Annotated in this window: 19 protein-coding genes and 3 pseudogenes; 15 read left to right on the top strand and 7 right to left on the bottom strand. The window is 64.8% G+C overall.

The annotated features are described in order from the left end of the window. Positions 1–60 precede the first annotated feature (60 nt). The 3 genes and pseudogenes from AC3IF1_RS30575 to AC3IF1_RS30565 all read right to left on the bottom strand — a co-directional run. Positions 61–237 (bottom strand): annotated as a pseudogene (locus AC3IF1_RS30575) (transposase); the annotation flags it as partial. Positions 238–302: 65 nt separating this feature from the next. Next, positions 303–1145 (bottom strand): class I SAM-dependent methyltransferase, encoded by an 843-nt coding sequence (locus tag AC3IF1_RS30570; protein ID WP_489220837.1) that lies wholly within the window; start codon positions 1143–1145, stop codon positions 303–305. Beyond that, entirely contained in the window at positions 1126–2100 is a 975-nt protein-coding gene (locus AC3IF1_RS30565; RefSeq protein WP_489220836.1) for a hypothetical protein, read from the bottom strand. The genes AC3IF1_RS30570 and AC3IF1_RS30565 overlap by 20 nt, the downstream gene beginning before the upstream one ends. Positions 2101–3215: 1115 nt before the next feature. On the opposite strand from AC3IF1_RS30565, the gene AC3IF1_RS30560 reads away from it, so the two are divergent. The 12 genes from AC3IF1_RS30560 to AC3IF1_RS30505 all read left to right on the top strand — a co-directional run bounded on the left by AC3IF1_RS30560 (position 3216) and on the right by AC3IF1_RS30505 (position 10807). Next, the gene (locus AC3IF1_RS30560; RefSeq protein ID WP_489220835.1) at positions 3216–3503 is read left to right on the top strand and encodes a hypothetical protein; all 288 of its coding nucleotides are present in this window, start codon (positions 3216–3218) and stop codon (positions 3501–3503) included. Positions 3504–3643: 140 nt separating this feature from the next. Then, complete coding sequence (locus AC3IF1_RS30555; RefSeq protein WP_489220834.1) at positions 3644–5128, top strand: PAS domain S-box protein; 1485 nt, start codon at positions 3644–3646, stop codon at positions 5126–5128. Between the two features lie 162 nt (positions 5129–5290). Further along, positions 5291–5473, top strand: a complete 183-nt coding sequence (locus AC3IF1_RS30550; RefSeq protein WP_489220833.1) for a hypothetical protein — start codon at positions 5291–5293, stop codon at positions 5471–5473. A gap of 220 nt (positions 5474–5693) precedes the next feature. Continuing rightward, entirely contained in the window at positions 5694–6650 is a 957-nt protein-coding gene (locus tag AC3IF1_RS30545; RefSeq protein WP_489220832.1) for a PhnA-like protein, read from the top strand. Positions 6651–6652: 2 nt separating this feature from the next. Then, positions 6653–7153 carry a YsnF/AvaK domain-containing protein gene (locus tag AC3IF1_RS30540; RefSeq protein ID WP_489220831.1) on the top strand — a complete coding sequence of 167 codons (501 nt, stop codon included), beginning with the start codon at positions 6653–6655 and terminating at the stop codon, positions 7151–7153. Then, entirely contained in the window at positions 7150–8058 is a 909-nt protein-coding gene (locus AC3IF1_RS30535; protein WP_489220830.1) for a YsnF/AvaK domain-containing protein, read from the top strand. The genes AC3IF1_RS30540 and AC3IF1_RS30535 overlap by 4 nt, the downstream gene beginning before the upstream one ends. A gap of 110 nt (positions 8059–8168) precedes the next feature. After that, positions 8169–8555: a hypothetical protein gene (locus tag AC3IF1_RS30530; protein WP_489220829.1), complete on the top strand. Its 387-nt coding sequence runs from the start codon at positions 8169–8171 to the stop codon at positions 8553–8555. A 49-nt stretch (positions 8556–8604) separates the two neighbouring features. Continuing rightward, entirely contained in the window at positions 8605–9300 is a 696-nt protein-coding gene (locus AC3IF1_RS30525) for a hypothetical protein (RefSeq protein WP_489220828.1), read from the top strand. An 84-nt stretch (positions 9301–9384) separates the two neighbouring features. Further along, on the top strand, positions 9385–9870 hold the full coding sequence (locus tag AC3IF1_RS30520; protein ID WP_489220827.1) for a YidB family protein: 486 nt from the start codon (positions 9385–9387) through the stop codon (positions 9868–9870). Positions 9871–9885: 15 nt separating this feature from the next. After that, positions 9886–10068 (top strand): YidB family protein, encoded by a 183-nt coding sequence (locus AC3IF1_RS30515; RefSeq protein WP_489220842.1) that lies wholly within the window; start codon positions 9886–9888, stop codon positions 10066–10068. Between the two features lie 112 nt (positions 10069–10180). Continuing rightward, positions 10181–10375, top strand: a complete 195-nt coding sequence (locus tag AC3IF1_RS30510; protein WP_243947511.1) for a hypothetical protein — start codon at positions 10181–10183, stop codon at positions 10373–10375. A 69-nt stretch (positions 10376–10444) separates the two neighbouring features. After that, entirely contained in the window at positions 10445–10807 is a 363-nt protein-coding gene (locus AC3IF1_RS30505) for a CsbD family protein (protein ID WP_489220826.1), read from the top strand. A 265-nt stretch (positions 10808–11072) separates the two neighbouring features. Here the strand turns inward: AC3IF1_RS30505 and AC3IF1_RS30500 are convergent, their stop codons facing one another. The 3 genes from AC3IF1_RS30500 to AC3IF1_RS30490 all read right to left on the bottom strand — a co-directional run bounded on the left by AC3IF1_RS30500 (position 11073) and on the right by AC3IF1_RS30490 (position 12989). After that, complete coding sequence (locus AC3IF1_RS30500; RefSeq protein WP_489220825.1) at positions 11073–11825, bottom strand: IS6 family transposase; 753 nt, start codon at positions 11823–11825, stop codon at positions 11073–11075. A gap of 195 nt (positions 11826–12020) precedes the next feature. Beyond that, on the bottom strand, positions 12021–12287 hold the full coding sequence (locus tag AC3IF1_RS30495; protein ID WP_489220824.1) for a hypothetical protein: 267 nt from the start codon (positions 12285–12287) through the stop codon (positions 12021–12023). A gap of 3 nt (positions 12288–12290) precedes the next feature. Continuing rightward, positions 12291–12989, bottom strand: coding sequence for a Crp/Fnr family transcriptional regulator (locus AC3IF1_RS30490; RefSeq protein ID WP_489220822.1), 699 nt, complete (start codon positions 12987–12989; stop codon positions 12291–12293). A 562-nt stretch (positions 12990–13551) separates the two neighbouring features. Between AC3IF1_RS30490 and AC3IF1_RS30485 the strand changes: the two are divergent. Beyond that, positions 13552–14331, top strand: a pseudogene (locus tag AC3IF1_RS30485) (PAS domain-containing protein); the annotation flags it as partial. A 111-nt stretch (positions 14332–14442) separates the two neighbouring features. Here the strand turns inward: AC3IF1_RS30485 and AC3IF1_RS30480 are convergent. Then, the gene (locus AC3IF1_RS30480) at positions 14443–14796 is read right to left on the bottom strand and encodes a hypothetical protein (protein ID WP_489220841.1); all 354 of its coding nucleotides are present in this window, start codon (positions 14794–14796) and stop codon (positions 14443–14445) included. Between AC3IF1_RS30480 and AC3IF1_RS30475 the strand changes: the two genes are divergently transcribed. After that, the gene (locus AC3IF1_RS30475; protein ID WP_489220843.1) at positions 14758–14946 is read left to right on the top strand and encodes a hypothetical protein; all 189 of its coding nucleotides are present in this window, start codon (positions 14758–14760) and stop codon (positions 14944–14946) included. The two genes, AC3IF1_RS30480 and AC3IF1_RS30475, sit on opposite strands and share 39 nt — an antisense overlap. 74 nt (positions 14947–15020) lie before the next feature. Further along, positions 15021–15824 (top strand): annotated as a pseudogene (locus AC3IF1_RS30470) (transposase); the annotation flags it as partial. Between the last annotated feature and the right edge of the window lie 618 nt (positions 15825–16442).

Raw genomic sequence — 16442 nt, 5'->3', positions numbered from 1 at the left:
GCCAGCGCAGTCGCGGTGACGCTCCCAGACCCCCGCGCGCGACCACCGGATGAAGATCTACGCGGCACGCCATCATGGCCCCTACTCGGGCGGGATTGCACGCCACTTGACGCCGTTCTGATGTCGCCACAGGATTGCTGAGAGCGTGCGTCGCAGGTCTTGCGGCGGTGTCTTCGCCTTCGGCCGGCACGCCTCAACCAGCGGCTCCAGAACAGCCCAGTGCGCGTCGCTCAGCATCGTCCCTCCTCAGGTCGAGGGCACAGAACACGTGCTAAGCCAGATGGTTCAGGCGACGACAGAGCCTAGATCCGGAACGAGATCGAGTGGCCGAAATTGGCCGTCAGGGCTTCGGCCGAGACGATCTGCTGGCCGTCAAAGAACGCCTCCAGCGCCGCCCGGTCGTTGGGCATCGCGTGATACTCCGACACAATGTCGAGGTATTGGTCCTCCAGGGCCCTTGAGGATGGATCGAGGTTGGTGAGGCAGACCAGCCCGGTCGGGGCGCAATCGACCAGAACGACCTTGAGGTCCGGGCGGTATTTCTGAAGGATGGGGATGATCTTCCAGACATCGCCCGTCCAGGCCGCCGCCCACGGCCCGGGTGTCCGCCCTGCCGTGTTGTTCTGGCGCTCGATCATCTCCCCGTCGAAGGGCAGGCAATCGTGGATGGTGATCAGGCCTGAGCGGCCGGACAACCGCTCCGTGTTGTACACGTCCCGGAGCAGGTATTCGAACAGATGCATGCCGTCGAGAAACGCGAAGTCCAACGGGCCGGCGGCTCGGATGTCTTCGGCGTGATCGCGGAAGAACCGGTCGCTCGTCATCCGGTAGAGGCGCAGCGTATCTTTCCCGACCGTCGGATCGACCGTCAGCGCGAAGCCGGGATCGACACCGAACGCGCAGGGGACCGAGATCTTGGACAGGTTGAGCCCGTTCTGGACGCCGATTTCCAGATACGTCCGCGCCTCCCGCTCGGCGACAAGTCGCGCAATGAAGTCTTGGTAGAGCAGGCCAGCATGAGGAACGTCTAGTATCTGTGCCATATCGAGCCGTTCCCTGCCGCGCCATCCATTCCAATGGCACCCATGGTGTGGGCGATATGCCCGCGCCAGGACCCAGCAGAGTTCACCGAAGACGGTCGGCATACGCCTTGAGTAGGGCACCCGTGTAAGTGAGAGCTGCGCTCTTGCAAAGCACGTTCTCTGCGAAGAGCGCCCCGGCCGCCGCGATCGGCGCGTAGAGGCCCGGGGATTGCCGCTCCTCCCGTACAATGGCGATGACCTGCTCTTCGCTGGTAATGTCCAATATATTATACCCATCTATCAGGCCCTTGGAATAGTGCAATAAGCATTGACTGTTGTATTTAATCAATACGCAATTGCTTTTCAGTATGATTGCCGGTCTTGAACAGGCGGCTCCATTGCCGTCTAGGGACAGGGCGAACTTGCTGCGGTAGGTGAAGTCCCAATTCAGCGGGCCGGTGCCGAAGCCTTCCGCGCGCAACAGGGCCTCGGCTTCCGGATCGCACTGCACGATCGCGGTCAGCTTGAAGTCGACTTCGGGGCGGCCGGCGAAGTATCGCGCGGCGCGCAGCCGTGGGAAGCACGCCCCCCGCACCGCATCGGTCGTGATGTAGCCGCCGCCGGTGGTCGATCCGCAGAAGGTCGCGACGGGCGCCTTGTCGGCGTAGGGACGCGTGTCCGGTGGGGCTGCCGCGAGATAATCCAGCGCGATCAGGTCGACGTCGGGCAGGAGCAGGTTGCGTTGGCCCGCCAGCTTCTGGAACGAGAAGACCGGAAGCCCATCGTGATCCGGCGCCTGATCCTGAATGTCGATGGCGATGATCATGTCCCGACCTGCCGGGACGGCGTAGAGCGCGTCGGTCAGGTGATGCAGGTAGCAATGATACCGTGAGACATAGCTCGGATGGATCGAGAGATCCGCGGGCTTTTCCAGCATGGAGACGGCGTTGCCGACGATCTGGAAGAGGCAGGTCGATGGAGAATGATTGAGCTGTCTCAGCCGATCGTTCAGCTCGATGGCGTTGAAATGCACATCTTGCCAGGGCTGGATCTGATCCGCCACGAGCTCGTTCAGCAAGGCGTTCGCATCAAACAAAAGAGAGTCCCTCGTAGCGCGCTCTGGGGTGTTTTAATGTACAGCATCTGCGGAACAGTACAGCAATATAGCAAAATTAATTATGATCTTTATTCCAATTTATTGAATACACAGAAAATTGATATGCGAAATGCATTATCGATAAAGTATCGCCTGCCGATAGGGCGACCCACCACAATTCGCTTGTGATGCGTAGTTCAGTCGCGTTGGCGGTATCCCACGTGCCGCCGTCCGGCAAGGCGTTCGGCGGCCGAGGGCCGGGGCGACAGGTGCAGCGTGGGGCGACCAGGATCGTGAGGCTCGGCTGGAATTGGCGCGCTTGGCCCTCGGCTCGCTACGCGCACGCGCCTCTCATTCCTGCGGCAGGCCCGGCCGGAGCACCTGCTCGCCGGGCCGTTCGACGGCGGCACCGCGCACGGGTGGTGCCTCCGGCGCCATTGCCTGTCCCGCGCCACATGCTGCTTTGACGGTCGTTTTTCGCACACAACCGATCGCGCTACCTGCCGTTGCATTCCAATAGGGCTCGCTGACTGGAACTATCCCGCTGGAACGTGGTCGTTCCAATAGGGCAAGATCCTTGGAACGCTGCCGTTGGAACTTGGCCGCTTGTTATCGGCTCGAGCGATTGAGGCCGCGTTCATCCCTTTGGTAGGATGTTTGCGGTATGCAGCTTGCCGATCGGAAGCGACCATGCCGTCAGCGAAGGGTTTAAAATCGAGTGATCCGAGGCCCATGAAGCTTCGGTACTGGATAGCCTACTTCGACGCGCTCGCCACAGGGCCGCTGCTAGCCAAGCCGCACACGGTGCGCCGCCGGGCCGGCGAAATGGCACGGATCCGCCCCTATGCCGATGTCGCCTCTGTGGGCTTGGCGAAGGTGAGGACCGCACTCAAGACGCGCGGCTCGTCGACTCCTCCGTCCTTGCGCTTCCTTCACATAAGGCGGCGTTCTGAGACCGTGTGTGTCGCCCGGGTTCGAGAAGCTGCTCCAACCTCGTAGTGGTCGCGCAAGATTTTGGATCTTTCGAGAGCACACCGCCGCTAACGCAACGTTAACCACATCGGTTGTGCACTGCGAGGTGTCCAGAGAGACTAGCCATGCGCCACATCCACGTCGTGCCCGGTCTGCGCCTGCGGTTTGCTGGCCGCGACGAGACCTTCGACGAAGGTGTTGAAATCGGTCTCCTCGCGGCTCAACTGGCATCGGGCGTAGCCGAGTTCACGATGACCTTGGCCGCCAGTACACTGGACCAAGCGCGTATGCTGGCGACGAATATGGGCTACCGCCTCCACGTCACGACGATGGATGAAGGCACGCTCGAAGTGATATTTATTACTGGAAGCCGCCGGCCCAAACTGCAACTTGTGCGTAACAAATCCTCGTAAGCTCATTGGTGCAGTTACTCGGCCGGAGATCTGCTCGGCGAGTGCATCCGAGGCGATCGACTAGATCAGGATCGACAAAACGCGGCGGTCTGGGCTTTTCCTCGCATTCGAGCGTTGGCGCTTCGGATGGAGATACCCCGATGGTCGATGAGGCGCGCCACATACAGATGCGGCAGATCGTGGCTGGTCTATCTGAGGGCGTGATCCTGATCGAGCCGGATCAGACCATCGCTTACGCCAACGATGCCGCCGTGATGATGCACGGCATTACCGATGTCGGCGATCTCGGCGCCACCGTGTCCGAGTACCGTGCGAACTTCACGCTGCACTACCGCAATCATCGGGAGATTGGCCCGCTGCAGCATCCCCTCGACCGGGTGCTTTCAGGCGAGGTGTTCCGCGACGTCGTGGTCGAGCTGGTCCCGACCCGGGATCCAACACACAGGTGGATGCACCGTATACGCAGCCTGGTGACCACCGATGCGGCCGGCACGCCGAGTGGCCTCGCCCTGGTGATGCAGGACGTGAGCGAACGCTATCAGGCCGAGGCCCGGTTCGAGCGGATGTTCAACGCCAACCCGGCCCCGGCGATCATCTGCCGGATCGCCGACCTGCGCTTCGTGCGGGTCAACCACGGCTTCCTCGACCTGACCGGCTACCATCGCGATGATGTCCTCGGCCGAACCTTCTGCGAGATCGACCTGCTGCGCGAGGCCGAGCGGCGCGAGATGGCGATCCATCGCCTGCACGAGGGACGCACAATCCCACAGATGGAGGCTCAGCTCGCCACGCCGTGCGGCCGCGGCCGGTACGTGATCGTGGCCGGGCACGCCATCGAGATGCCAGGCTCTGGCGGCATCGAGCCGTGCATGCTGTTCACTTTCGCCGATTTGGAGGATCGCCGGAAGGCCGAGATGGCCCTGCGCCACAGCGAAGAGCGCTTCGCCAAGGCGTTCGATCTCTCACCGGTGCCGAGCGCGTTGCTGGACGCGGACGGGCTGGAGATAACCAGCGTCAACCAGGCCTTCGCCACGACGTTCGGGCATATTCCCGATACCGTCGGCGGCCAGTCGCTCGCCGATCTCGCGCTCTGGGTTGATCGCGCTGAGCAGCGCAAGTTCTCCCGCGATCTCAGGCGGCTTGGCAGCGTGCGCGGCTTCGAAGCTGTGCTGCAGGATGCGGCGGGCGCGGAGATCGACTGCTTGGTCTCGGCCGAGCGAGTGAGCATCAACGATGAGGCCTGCGTGCTGTGCGTCCTGCAGGACATCACCAGTCGCAAGCTCTCGGAGCGCGAACTGATCACCGCCATCGAGGCGGTGATGGCGGACGCGTCGTGGTTCAGCCACGGGGTGATCGATAAGCTGGCGACCCTGCGCCACCCGACACGGTCCGGTCGGACGTCGCCCGGGGTCGAGAACCTGACGATCCGCGAGCAGGACATGCTCACGCGGATCTGCCAGGGCGCCACCGACCGGGAGATCGGCGCCGAGCTGAAGCTGTCGCCGAACACGGTGCGCAACCATGTCTCAGGGCTGTACCGCAAGCTCGGGGTCAACCGCCGCAGCGCGGTGGTGGTGTGGGCGCAGGAGCGCGGCATTGGGCCGAACACGCGTCACCGGCGCTGAGACAAACGAAAACCGTGACAGAACTACCAGGCCGGCTTGGTGCAAATGTACTTTATATAAATCGTCGGAACTTCTACTAAATCGCCTAATTACACGGTGGTAGCTCTGCTCACACGAGCATCTCGGAAGATCATCCTGGCGGGTTGATACGAGGAGATCCGTGTGGCCGAGCGTCGAAAGGTGCTCTCGCCCGACTATGCCCGGGCGCTGATCAAGGAAGCCATCGGCATCATCGAGGGCGACCGTGCGATCCAGGCGGAAGCCGCCGCCGAGATCGCTGCCATCGAGGCGGCATACGCGTCGTCGAACCCCGAGCCAGGACCCAAGCGCTCGACCTGCTCGTGATGCTGGAGCGGGAGCTGACACACGGCCCGCAACCAGTTCGGTCAGCCCGGCATCGCGGGGCTGAACCTCGACCGATCTGCTCGTCACCGTCGTCGGCGTGGTGGTCGGGCGGCGGCTCGACCACGCCCTAATCGGCCACCGGGTGCTCTGAGCCCAGTCAAACCCGCTTCCGCCGACTTCAGGCCGAAGATCGAACCACACTGAACTGAAAGTACCGACCATGGCGTTATCACCTGACACCACCCGCGCGGCCTACGACCGCGACCTCCCCACCGCCAGTGCGGTCTCCCCTGCGGAGGACATGCGCACGATGGCGCTGCACTCCATCTCCTGGGGGGCGGTGTTCGCCGGCGCGGTGATCGCGCTGGTCGCCCAGGTCATCCTGAACATGGTCGGGCTCGGGATCGGGCTCTCGACCGTCGACCCGGCCGGTAACGGCACCCCGACCGCGGGCAGCCTGTCCTCGGGCGCCGGGATCTGGTTCGTGATCTCCGGCATCCTCGCCTCCACCGCTGGCGGCTGGCTCGCCGGGCGCCTCTCGGGCAAGCCGGCCAACACTACCACTGCCTATCACGGGCTGATCGCCTGGGCGGTTTCGACCCTGGTCGTCGTCTACCTGTTGTCCTCGGCGGTCGGCGGCATCGTCAGCGGCGCGTCGAGCGCGGTGTCGAGCACGCTGGGCGGCGCCGGTAACCTCGTCGGCGGCTCGGTGAAGACCGCCGCACAGGCTGCCGCCCCGTCGCTGCCGGGCATGGACAACCCGTTCTCGAACATCGAGAGCCAGGTCCGCAATGGCACCGGCAATGACCCTGAAGCCCTGAAGAACGCCGCCGTCAGCGCGATGCGCGCCGCGGTGACCGGTGACGCTGCCCAGCAGAAGGACGCCCAGGAGAAGGCCGCCCAGGCGCTGGCGAAAGCGCAGAACATCCCGGTCGATCAGGCCCGGACACAAGTCGCCCAGTACGTGCAGCAGTTCAACGACACTGTTGCCAAGGCCAAGGAGCAGGCCAAGCAGGCAGCCGATGCCGCGGCACGGGTCGGCTCACAGGGGGCGCTCTACGGCGCCCTGGCGCTGATCCTCGGCGCACTGGCCGCCTTCTTCGCGGGCCGCGGTGCGGCGGTCGATCCGGTGGTGAGCCACACCGGCATCACCGCCACGACCCAGCGTCGGATCTGATCATGAGCGATCCCGCCGCCAGCCAGCCGAAGCTCTCACAGACGCAAGGCGTAGAGACGGCGGAGGTCACTTTGGGCGAGGAGGTGGTTCTCCCGCTGATCGAGGAGACCGCTCGCATCGACAAGCAGGCGGTGGAGACCGGGCGGGTGCGGGTTTCGACCCGGACGGAGACCGTCGATCAGGTCCTGCGCGAGAGCCTGCGCAGCCAAACGGTCGAGGTCACCAGGGTGCCGGTCAACCGGACGCTGTCCGAGGGCGAGGTCCCCCCGGTGATCCGCGAGGAGAACGGGGTGACCGTCATTCCCGTTCTCGAAGAGATCCTCGTCGCCGAGAAGCGCCTCGTCCTGAAGGAGGAGGTGCACGTCCGCCGAAGCTCCGCGGATGAGGACGTCGAGGTCCCGGTGACGCTGCGTAAGCAGCGCGCCGTGGTCGAACGCGTGAGCCCGGACGGCCACGCAAGCGAACAGATCGATCCCCCTTCAGCTCAGGAGACAACACCATGACGCAGACGATCACCGCGCTGTTCGATCGCCCGGCCGAGGCGCAGGCCGCGCAGGCCAAGCTTGTCGCCGCCGGCATCCCGCAATCGGCGATCAAGCTGGTGCAAGGTGCCCAGACGGCGCGCACGAGCGGCTCGTACGACTACCACAAGGACGAGGGCGGATTTTGGGGCTCGCTCAAGGACTTCTTCATGCCCGAGGAGGATCGCTACGCCTACAGCGAGGGCCTGAGCCGCGGTGGCACGCTGCTGACCGCGAGCGTCGAGCCGGCGCAGACCGAGACGGCCTACGATGTCCTGGAGCAGCACGGCTCGGTCGACCTCGACCAGCGTGAGAGCGCGTGGCGCAAGGAAGGCTGGAGCGGGTACTCGGCGACGGGCGGCACGACGACGGCCAGCTCGACCACGGGTACGACAGCAACCGGAACGGCGGCTACAGGAGCCGCGGCCCTGAAGGGTGCCGGGACGACCACGGGCGAGACCGACTACATCCCGATCGTTGAGGAGCGGCTCAACGTCGGCAAGCGCGTGGCCGAGAGCGGCCGGGTGCGAGTTCGCTCCTTCGTCGTCGAGAAGCCGGTTGAGGAGCAGGTCACCCTGCGCGACGAGACCGTGCACGTCGACCGGCGCGCGGTCGACCGGCCGGTGACGGCGGCCGACGAGGCCTTGTTTGCGAGCAAGACCATCGAGGCGACCGAGATGCGTGAGCAGGCGGTGGTGTCGAAGGAGGCCCGCGTGGTCGAGGAGGTCGGCATTCGCAAGGACGCGGGTCAGCGCACCGAGACCATCACTGACAAGGTGCGTCACACCGAGGTCGAGGTCGAGGATGAGCGCGGCAACGTCAGCCGCACCGGCACGACCGGCACCACGACGACCGGGACCACGCCGGGCACTCGCAAGCCGGTCTGATCCACCTGAGAGCGCTGCCTGGAGCTTGGATGCACCGGGCAGCGCACCCTGCCGATATCAGACGTCGGATTGGCCGTCCCTCTACTACCACCAGACAAACAGGCCCTGCCATGTCCCTGAACCGCTCGATCCTCATCGTGTTGCCCTTGCTCGCAGCAGCGCCCGCACTGGCGCAGACGACCGTCACCGGGCAGCCGGCGACGAGTGGTGCTTCCAGCGCGACGTCCGGCGGCCAGAACGCCGTGACGCGGCCGAACACCGATCACAGCCACGACGGCAAGGCAGCCGCCACCGGCACGGGGGCGAACGTCAAGTTGGAGCGGGGCGCCAACAGCTTCACCGAGGGTGAGGTCCGCCGGCGGCTTGAGCGAGCCGGCTACCACGAGGTCAAGGACCTGAAGAAGGATGGCGACGGCATCTGGCACGCCAGCGCGATGGTGGACGGCAAAGCTGCCAGCGTTGGCCTAGACTTCAAGGGGAACGTCGCGGTCCAGTAGCCGGTCCCCTCGCTCGATCTGTCCCACCCGAATATCTCGGAGTCATCCCATGCCAGCACAGACCCTCTCGGCCCTGTACGACCGCTACGACGACGCTGCGGCGGCTGTGACGAAGTTGGAGGCGGCCGGCGTGCCGCACTCGGATATCAGCCTCGTCAGCAACAAGGCGGAGACCGGCAATGCCGGAACGGGCGACACGGCAGACCATGCTGCCACCGGCGCGGGGACGGGCGCGACGCTCGGCACGATCCTGGGCGGTGGCGCGGGCCTCCTCGCCGGCCTCGGGCTGATGGCCATCCCAGGCGTCGGTCCGGTCGTGGCCGCCGGTTGGCTCGTGGCGACGCTGACCGGTGCGGGCATCGGTGCCGCAGCGGGCGGTTTGACCGGCTCGTTGACCGGCGCCGGTGTGACTGAGACCGACGCGCATGCCTACGCCGAGGGTGTGCGCCGCGGCGGCTCGCTGCTGACCGTGAGGGCGAGTGAAGCTCACGCCGGTGTAGCCACGCGCATCCTGGAGGAGCACGGTGCCGTCGATCTCGACGCGCGTGCGCAGGGTTGGGAGAGCGAGGGCTGGAGCGGCAAGACTGCCGACGAGGCCCCAAGGGACACATCGACCTTGATCGGCTCGGACGCGGCCGCCGGCTCGCTCGTGCGCGAGAACGATGCGGTGAGCGCTCCCATGGCCGGTACGGACACGTCGATGTCGGGTGCCCGCAGGGTGCGTGTCTACAACCACCCAGTCTGATCCTCGGCATCCATCCTTGGGTCCGGCCTCATCGTCGACCCATACGATCATCCCGGCCTGAGGGCCGCTCCCGGAGCACCACCCATGGGCCTACTCGACAGCATCATCGGCAGCGTGGTCGGCGGTAACGCCAGTCAGCAACAGGGTGGCAGCGCTAACCCCCTCGTCGGCGCCCTGATGAGCCTTCTGGTCGCGCGGGCCGGAGGCGGCGGCCTCGGCGGCATGTTGGGTAACGCGGGCGGCGGCATGGCTGGCGCCAGTCAGGGCGGTCTCGGCGGTCTGCTCGGCGGCGGTGGGGCCAGTGGGCTCGGTGCCCTCGTGGATCAGTTCACCCAGGCTGGCCACGGCGGGGCGATCAACTCGTGGATCGGCCAAGGTCAGAACCAACCGATCGCGCCGCATGACCTCGGCGACGCGCTCGGTCCCGAGACGGTAGGCCAGCTCTCGCAGCAGACCGGCATGGGCAGTTCCGACCTGCTGTCGCAACTCTCGCAGTTGCTGCCCGGCGTGGTCGACCAGCTTACCCCACAGGGTCGTATGCCGACCGAGCAGGAGCACGCGCACTGGTAACGTTCTTCGCGACCGATCACGCCGCCGTTTTATGAGATCACCCTTCGTCAGTTGCAGCAGGGCATATGTTCTGCGGTGCTCGACAGCCTGTCGTGGCAGACCGACCTGTCGCACGGCGAGTTACTTTTCCGGCTCCCACAGGAGCTTCCCTCAGTGGTGAACCGCTACGCCCCTGATGGCAGGTTACCCGTGCGCTGACGCGGTGAGCCTGAGGACTTTCCGCACGCCGGTGGAGGACGACCTCACCCGGACGCGCCGGTCGATATGACCGCAACGAGCACCGTTATGGTGCCGAACGAGGAACACAGCCATGGCCCAGAACGCACACCACGAGGCGGCCAAGCATCACGAGGCAGCCGCCAAGTCGCACAAGACGGCCGCCGAGCACCACGAGAAGGGCGACGCTAAGGCGGCCGGCAAGCACTCCGAGGAGGCCCACGGCCATTCGGCGAAGGCGCACGAGAGTTCGACTAAGGCTCACGGCAAGAGCACCGGCAAGCACTGATCGACTCTCGTAGAACCAGCCGGGCCCGCGATGCATGTGGGCCCGGCTGCCAATTCAAGGAGGGACACCATGGACGAGAACCGCATCACCGGCGCCGCGAAGGAACTCGGCGGCAAGGTTCATGGCAAGGTCGGCGCCGCGATTGGCGACCGCGAGACCCAGGGCAAGAGCAAGATGACCGAACTGAAGGGTTCGACCGAGAACCTCGTCGGACAGGCCAAGGACGCGGTGCGCGACGTGGCCGACCAAGCGAACGATCTCGCTGGTGAGGCGATCAAGAAGGGGCGCGAGCGCTTCCCTGAGGCCGAACATGCGTATCGACAGGGCGGTGAGGCGCTCAGCCAATATGCGAAAGAGTCGCCGCTCATAGTCGTCGCGATGGCGGGCGCGCTCGGTTACCTTCTTGCACTGGTCATCCACGGTCGGAAGTGAAGGCCGCTTCCGTGTGGATTATGCCGCTCGATGCGATCCGAGGCCATCCATGACCGCTGGTGCCAGGGACCTCGAACGCGACGTCGAGGCGAGCCGGGCTTGGCTCGACGGGACCCTCGATCGGTTGCAAGCGCGGTTGCCCTACCCTGCGTTTGCTGAGAGCATCACGGCGTCAGTGCCGATCTCGGCACCGTTGTAGCCGAGTATCCGGGGCCTGTCGCAAGCCGTATCGTAGGCCGCAGGAAAGGCGAGAACCGCCTTGTTTTCAGATCTCGTTAACCTTTTGAAGCCCGAAGCAGACCCCAAGCAGCTGGTTCTGCTCGCGCACGGTCCACGCGCCGGCAAAGCCGAAGCCCTTGCGCAGCCACAGCATGGCCTCGAAGCCGCAGATCGTGCGGCGCGCCGTATGGAAAGAGCGGAACCCGCCGACCCGCGTCATCGCCCGCTTCACCCGGAAGTGGTCGCTCTCGATCCCTTGCTGCAGGTGCTTGGTGACGTAGTGGAGGGGTGTGCGGGGTAGCAGGCCGTCGCTCCTCGCAGCTACGATGGCGGGCGGATAGGTTCCGGCGCCGTCCGTGCCGATCCGATCAGGGGCGAGAAGCGGCTGGTCCGCCAGCATTTTACGGAAGAACCGCTTGGCCGCATCGAGATCGCGCCGGGCGGTCAACAGGAAGTCGACCGCGTCACCGTGCTTGTCGATGGCCCGGTATAGGTAGCGCCACTCGCCGCGCACCTTGATGTACGTTTCGTCGATCCAGATCGAGCCGCAGTGTGGCCGGCGGAATGCGCGCAGCCGCTTCTCGATCAGCGGCGCGTAGGCGAGCACCCAGCGGTTCAGGGTTGAGTGGTCCACCTCCAGACCGCGTTCCAGGAACAGCTCTTCGATGTCACGGTAGCTGAGCGGGTAGCGCAGGTACCAGGACACCGCCTGGACGATCAGCGCCGCCTCGAAGTGCCGGCCCCGGAAGTCGGCCTTGGCGCGCTGTTTCAGCTTGGCGGCGATGGTGTGGAGGGTCATGAGCCGGCTCCAAGGCGGAGGCGGCAAGCTGGGCGGGTGTGGCTAACGACCCATGAACGAAGGGCCGTCTGGGTTTGCGACACGCCCATTGGAACCTCCTGAAAGTACCCCAGGCTTGAGAAAGGTTCGGGGGCGTCGCGTTCCAGCAGAGTGCGGACGCCGGTATCGCCCAACCACGGGGCAGCGCCGACGAGGTTAGGTCGGCGCTAGGCGTCGCTGCAGCCAGCGCGTCGCCTCCTCCAGGTCCAGGAAGGTCAGAGACTTGTTCCCCTGCAGCCGGCCGAACCCCGCTTCCAGAAACCAGCTTCCGACATTGGCGTGCTCGGGTTCGGCGAGGCGGACAAGAACCGCCACAAGGAGGCCGTTGGCGATCACCAGCATGCCGTCACGGTCGGGGCTACCCGTGTCGACCGCGATCGGCTGCAGAACGATCAACGTCTCGACGTTGCCCCGCTCGGACATCGGCTAGCCTTCCTGGGCTCGGCCGAGCCAACTCAGGTCGTGGCGCTCTCCCCAACGGGTATTGCGCAGGTGCAGGTAGTTCGGTGCGAAGCTGCAGAACGCCTTTAGCTGCTCGACGTCGAGAATGGTCAGGACGCGGCGCTTGAGGTGGATCAGGCCGAGGGCGCGCAACCCGCGTAGGGTTCGGTTCACGTGCACGTCGGACAAGCCGATCATGTCAGCGATCTCGGTCTGCGTGAGTGGGAACGCGTAGCTATTATCGGTGACACGCCCCACCGCCTCCAAGCGCATCAAAAGTTCGCAGAGGAGGTGCGCGATGCGCTGGTCCGGAGCGCGTGCGCCCATGTTGACCAGCCACTCTCGTAGGACCGCACCGTCGACCAGGGAGCACCACCAGAAGGCGCGCGCGATGCTCGTGTGATGCGCCGTGATCTCATCGATAGCCTGACGGGGGATGTCCACGACCTGGCACTGCGAAATCGTACCGATGGTGTGATCCATCTCGTCGAGGATGAACACGTTCAGGTCGCAGAAGTCACCTGGTACCAACAGGGCCATGATCTGCCGCTGGCCGTCCGGGAGCATCTTGTACCGGCAGGCAAAGCCGTCGAGGATCAGCAGGACGTTGTCGGGCTTGTCGCCTTCCCGGATCAGATCCTGGCGCGCGCCGACGTGCCGAACCTTGAGTATCAGGTTGTTCAAAGCCCAGCGAGCTTGGTCGGACAGCGGCTCGAAGCTCTCGAGCTTCCGCGTCAGCGCCTGCCTGCATTAAACCGCCCTCCCAAAAGAGAGAACGAGGTGATCGTTCGAAAGGTGCCTCTCGAAGGAACGCCAGACCGAGCCCAGCCGATCTAGCGACGACACCGCGAGCACGACATTGGATGCCTGCGCCCTGTCCAGTGATCGATGATCCGCCCGGTAAAAGACCCCGCCACCCGAACCGGGCGACGGGGCTTGAGTACGCTTGGGTCGGAAGGAGCCGTGCAGGCGATGAAGGGGCAAGGAACGCTCGCGCAGCTCGCTGCGCTCGCAACATCACAGCTACAGCTTGCTACCCATGGCAGTGACCGGAGATGCCAATCCGATCAAAAAGCAGTTTTCACCGAAATTTACCCTCAATAGAGGCCAGGTACCCCAAAGCGGTGATTAATTTTTCGTAAAAGGTTCGCGCAATTGTCTTTTGATAAGGGGACGGAGCGCAGTTTCCGTAGCCTGACGATAGCTTGACACTTCGTCATGCGAGACCAACGCGCGGGAGCCGGCAATGGCAACAGGAGCTCTGTGGGATCGTCTCTCCCTGGCGCTGTCCCCCGGCCCGAATGGCTACGGTTCGCCTCGACGCCGGTCACCTCCAATGCACCGCCTGTTCGACACCGGAACGATCGAGGCGGTGCGGCGTGGCCTGTGGTCCGTTGAGACCCTCAGCCGGTGCATCGTCGAGGCGAGCCCGGACTGCATCGAAGTACTCGACCCGCAGGGCAATCTCCAATTCGCCAACCCGACCGCGCTGCAGCAGCTGCGCAGCTGCGACACCGCTGAGAACGAGGGAGAACCATGGTCCCTATCCTGGCCCGAGGAGGCGCGGGCGGCCGTTTTAGTTGGGCTCGAAGCTGTGCGCGAGACCGGCGTCGCCCGCTTCAGCCATTGGCGTCCGGGGATCTTCGGAGAGGCGCGCTACTGGGACGTAGCCCTCTCGCGCATGCTGGACGATGACGGGGGTCCCATCGGCCTGCTTGCGGTCTCGCGGGACATCACCGCATCGGCGAAAACCCAGGCCGATCACGAACTGCGCAGCCGTGAACTGAGCCACCGTCTGAAGAACGTCTTCGCCCTGGTCAACGGCCTCGTCACCCTCTCGGCACGCGACATCCCGGTAGTGCAGCCGTATGCACGGACGCTGCGGGATCGGTTCACCAGCCTCGGTCGGGCGCTGGAGTACCTGCACGCGTCGCCCCAGGATAAGGCTGCGCCGCGTCCGGCGCAGACCCTGCAGGCGTTACTGCGCGCCTTGCTGATGCCTTACGACGGCGTGGGCAGCGCGCATCGCCGTATCCGGTTCTTCGGCGGAGCGGATGTTCCAATCCGCGACACGGCGTTGACCAGCCTCGCGCTGATCATCCACGAACTCGCGACGAACGCGGTCAAGTATGGCGCCCTATCTGGTGATACAGGCACCGTCAGTCTGAGCTGTCGCCGCTACGACAAGAGCATCAGCCTGATCTGGTGCGAGCGTGGTGGACCGCCGATCGCGCAACCGCCGGAACATGCTGGGTTCGGCGCAACCTTGGTCCAGCGCAGCGTCGGCGGCCAGCTCGGCGGCAAGATCGCTTATCACTGGGGGCCCGAAGGCCTGCGCGTGGTGATATCTATACCGATTGATCTGCTGAAGCAGACGGAGGCGACCTGACGCACGCTGGCAGACCTCGTGATGCTCAGCGCTGATCCAATCCGCTTGGACAAGCACTAGGTTGTGACCATCGAAAGCAAGCAGGAACTCGTGCGGCTGGATGCTGCCGACGATGTGAATGGGCTGGCGGTCGCACGCGATCAGGTCGAGCTGCGGAACCGCGTAGCTTCGCAGATACAAACCAGCTCTCGCCGCGTTCAGTCAGGATCGGACATAGAACTGGATCAGGCTGCCCGCAAACAGACCTTCTGAACTTCCGAGAAGGGTCCAGGCTGTGTGAAAACGCGGTGATCTGGTAAAGTAAACCCCGATCTAGGGAGGTCGGGATGAAGCGTTTCATAGCAGGCGAAGATCGTCAGCAGATCACACTCCTTCCCGATTGCCTGGACGACTACATCACCGCCGACAATCCGGTTCGCCTCGTCGAGGTGTTCGTCGATGAGCTCGATCTGCCCGCGCTCGGCTTCCCTGGCGCCGTGCCGGAGGCAACGGGCCGTCCGGCCTATCACCCGGCAACGCTGCTCAAGATCTATCTCTACGGCTACTTCAACCGCGTCCCGTCGAGCCGCCGCCTCGAACGCGAGAGCCAGCGCAACATCGAGTTGATCTGGCTCACCGGCCGGCTGATGCCCGACTTCAAGACGCTGGCCGACTTCCGTAAGGACAATGGCCCGGCCATTCAGGCGGCCTGCGCACAGTTCATGGTGCTGTGCCGCCAGTTAAACCTGTTCAGCAAAGCGGTCGTCGCCATCGACGGCAGCAAGTTCAAGGCGGTCAACAATCGCGACAAGAACTTCACCGCCGCCAAGGTCGAAGCCCGTTTGGTGCAGATCGAGGCGAGCATCGGCCGCTATCTCGCGGCGCTGGATCGGGCCGACCGCGCGCCGAGCGACATCGCCGAGGCGCGCACGACGCGGCTCAATGAGAAGATCGCTCGTCTGCGCGAGCAGATGCAGGTTCTCCAGGCGATGGGCCGGCAAGTCGAGGCCGCCTCCGACGGCCAAGTCTCGCTGACCGATCCCGACGCGCGCTCCATGGCGACCAGCGGCAAAAGCACCGGCATGGTCGGCTACAACGTCCAGGCCGCGGTGGATGCCGAGCACCATTTGATCGTGGCGCATGCGGTGACCGGGCCGATGCGCGCGAGTCCATCATCACCGCGGCGTGGGCTTGTTAGCGGCCTGGACCAAAGGAGGCCTGAAATGAGCGCCGTCTCTCCAATCGCTCAGGTGGCTCAGCATTTCCTCGAGGATGTCGAGCATGCCATCGAGCTCGGCCACGGCCGCGGCCAGGCTGTCGGCGGATCGCTGCCAGGGTTCCATTTCGTCGTGCGGTATGCCCCCCAGCATTCTCTTGACGCTCGCCACCTGCTCGCGTCCGGCCGCTATCGCCGCTTCGATCAGGGACGGATCAACCGGTACGAGCGTTCCATCGGCGGTTCGGCGACCCAAAAGCCGCTGCATCGAGTCCAAATTCACAGACAGCGTGAGCAGGTTGGTGGACGTGGAACCGTCTATCATCGGGTTGCGCTCGACGGCGGTAGGGGCGGTAGGGGGGGTAGTTCCGCCAGATCCAGCAGCACGCGCGCGCCCTGGATCGCCGCCAGCGTCTCAGGAGCCGCTCCTTGCCAGCGTGCTCTACATTCCAATTCCCACAGTCGGAGCCCAAGCACCGCGGCCCGTCGTGGGTTTCGGGCGAGTGGAAATTCATCCAGCAGGCCGATGAGCTCGGCCATATGCGAGCGTGGG

The organism is Methylobacterium sp. E-012, assembly GCF_057836545.1.
Note: the sequence above shows the minus strand (reverse complement) of the source record. Positions and strands in the feature narration are given on the sequence as shown.

Coding starts and splice junctions, on each gene's coding strand:
- AC3IF1_RS30570 (WP_489220837.1), bottom strand. CDS start 1,145: ATGCCGACCGTCTTCGGTGAACTCTGCTGGGTCCTGGCGCGGGCATAT.
- AC3IF1_RS30560 (WP_489220835.1), top strand. CDS start 3,216: ATGCGCCACATCCACGTCGTGCCCGGTCTGCGCCTGCGGTTTGCTGGC.
- AC3IF1_RS30555 (WP_489220834.1), top strand. CDS start 3,644: ATGGTCGATGAGGCGCGCCACATACAGATGCGGCAGATCGTGGCTGGT.
- AC3IF1_RS30545 (WP_489220832.1), top strand. CDS start 5,694: ATGGCGTTATCACCTGACACCACCCGCGCGGCCTACGACCGCGACCTC.
- AC3IF1_RS30540 (WP_489220831.1), top strand. CDS start 6,653: ATGAGCGATCCCGCCGCCAGCCAGCCGAAGCTCTCACAGACGCAAGGC.
- AC3IF1_RS30535 (WP_489220830.1), top strand. CDS start 7,150: ATGACGCAGACGATCACCGCGCTGTTCGATCGCCCGGCCGAGGCGCAG.
- AC3IF1_RS30530 (WP_489220829.1), top strand. CDS start 8,169: ATGTCCCTGAACCGCTCGATCCTCATCGTGTTGCCCTTGCTCGCAGCA.
- AC3IF1_RS30525 (WP_489220828.1), top strand. CDS start 8,605: ATGCCAGCACAGACCCTCTCGGCCCTGTACGACCGCTACGACGACGCT.
- AC3IF1_RS30520 (WP_489220827.1), top strand. CDS start 9,385: ATGGGCCTACTCGACAGCATCATCGGCAGCGTGGTCGGCGGTAACGCC.
- AC3IF1_RS30510 (WP_243947511.1), top strand. CDS start 10,181: ATGGCCCAGAACGCACACCACGAGGCGGCCAAGCATCACGAGGCAGCC.
- AC3IF1_RS30505 (WP_489220826.1), top strand. CDS start 10,445: ATGGACGAGAACCGCATCACCGGCGCCGCGAAGGAACTCGGCGGCAAG.
- AC3IF1_RS30500 (WP_489220825.1), bottom strand. CDS start 11,825: ATGACCCTCCACACCATCGCCGCCAAGCTGAAACAGCGCGCCAAGGCC.
- AC3IF1_RS30495 (WP_489220824.1), bottom strand. CDS start 12,287: ATGTCCGAGCGGGGCAACGTCGAGACGTTGATCGTTCTGCAGCCGATC.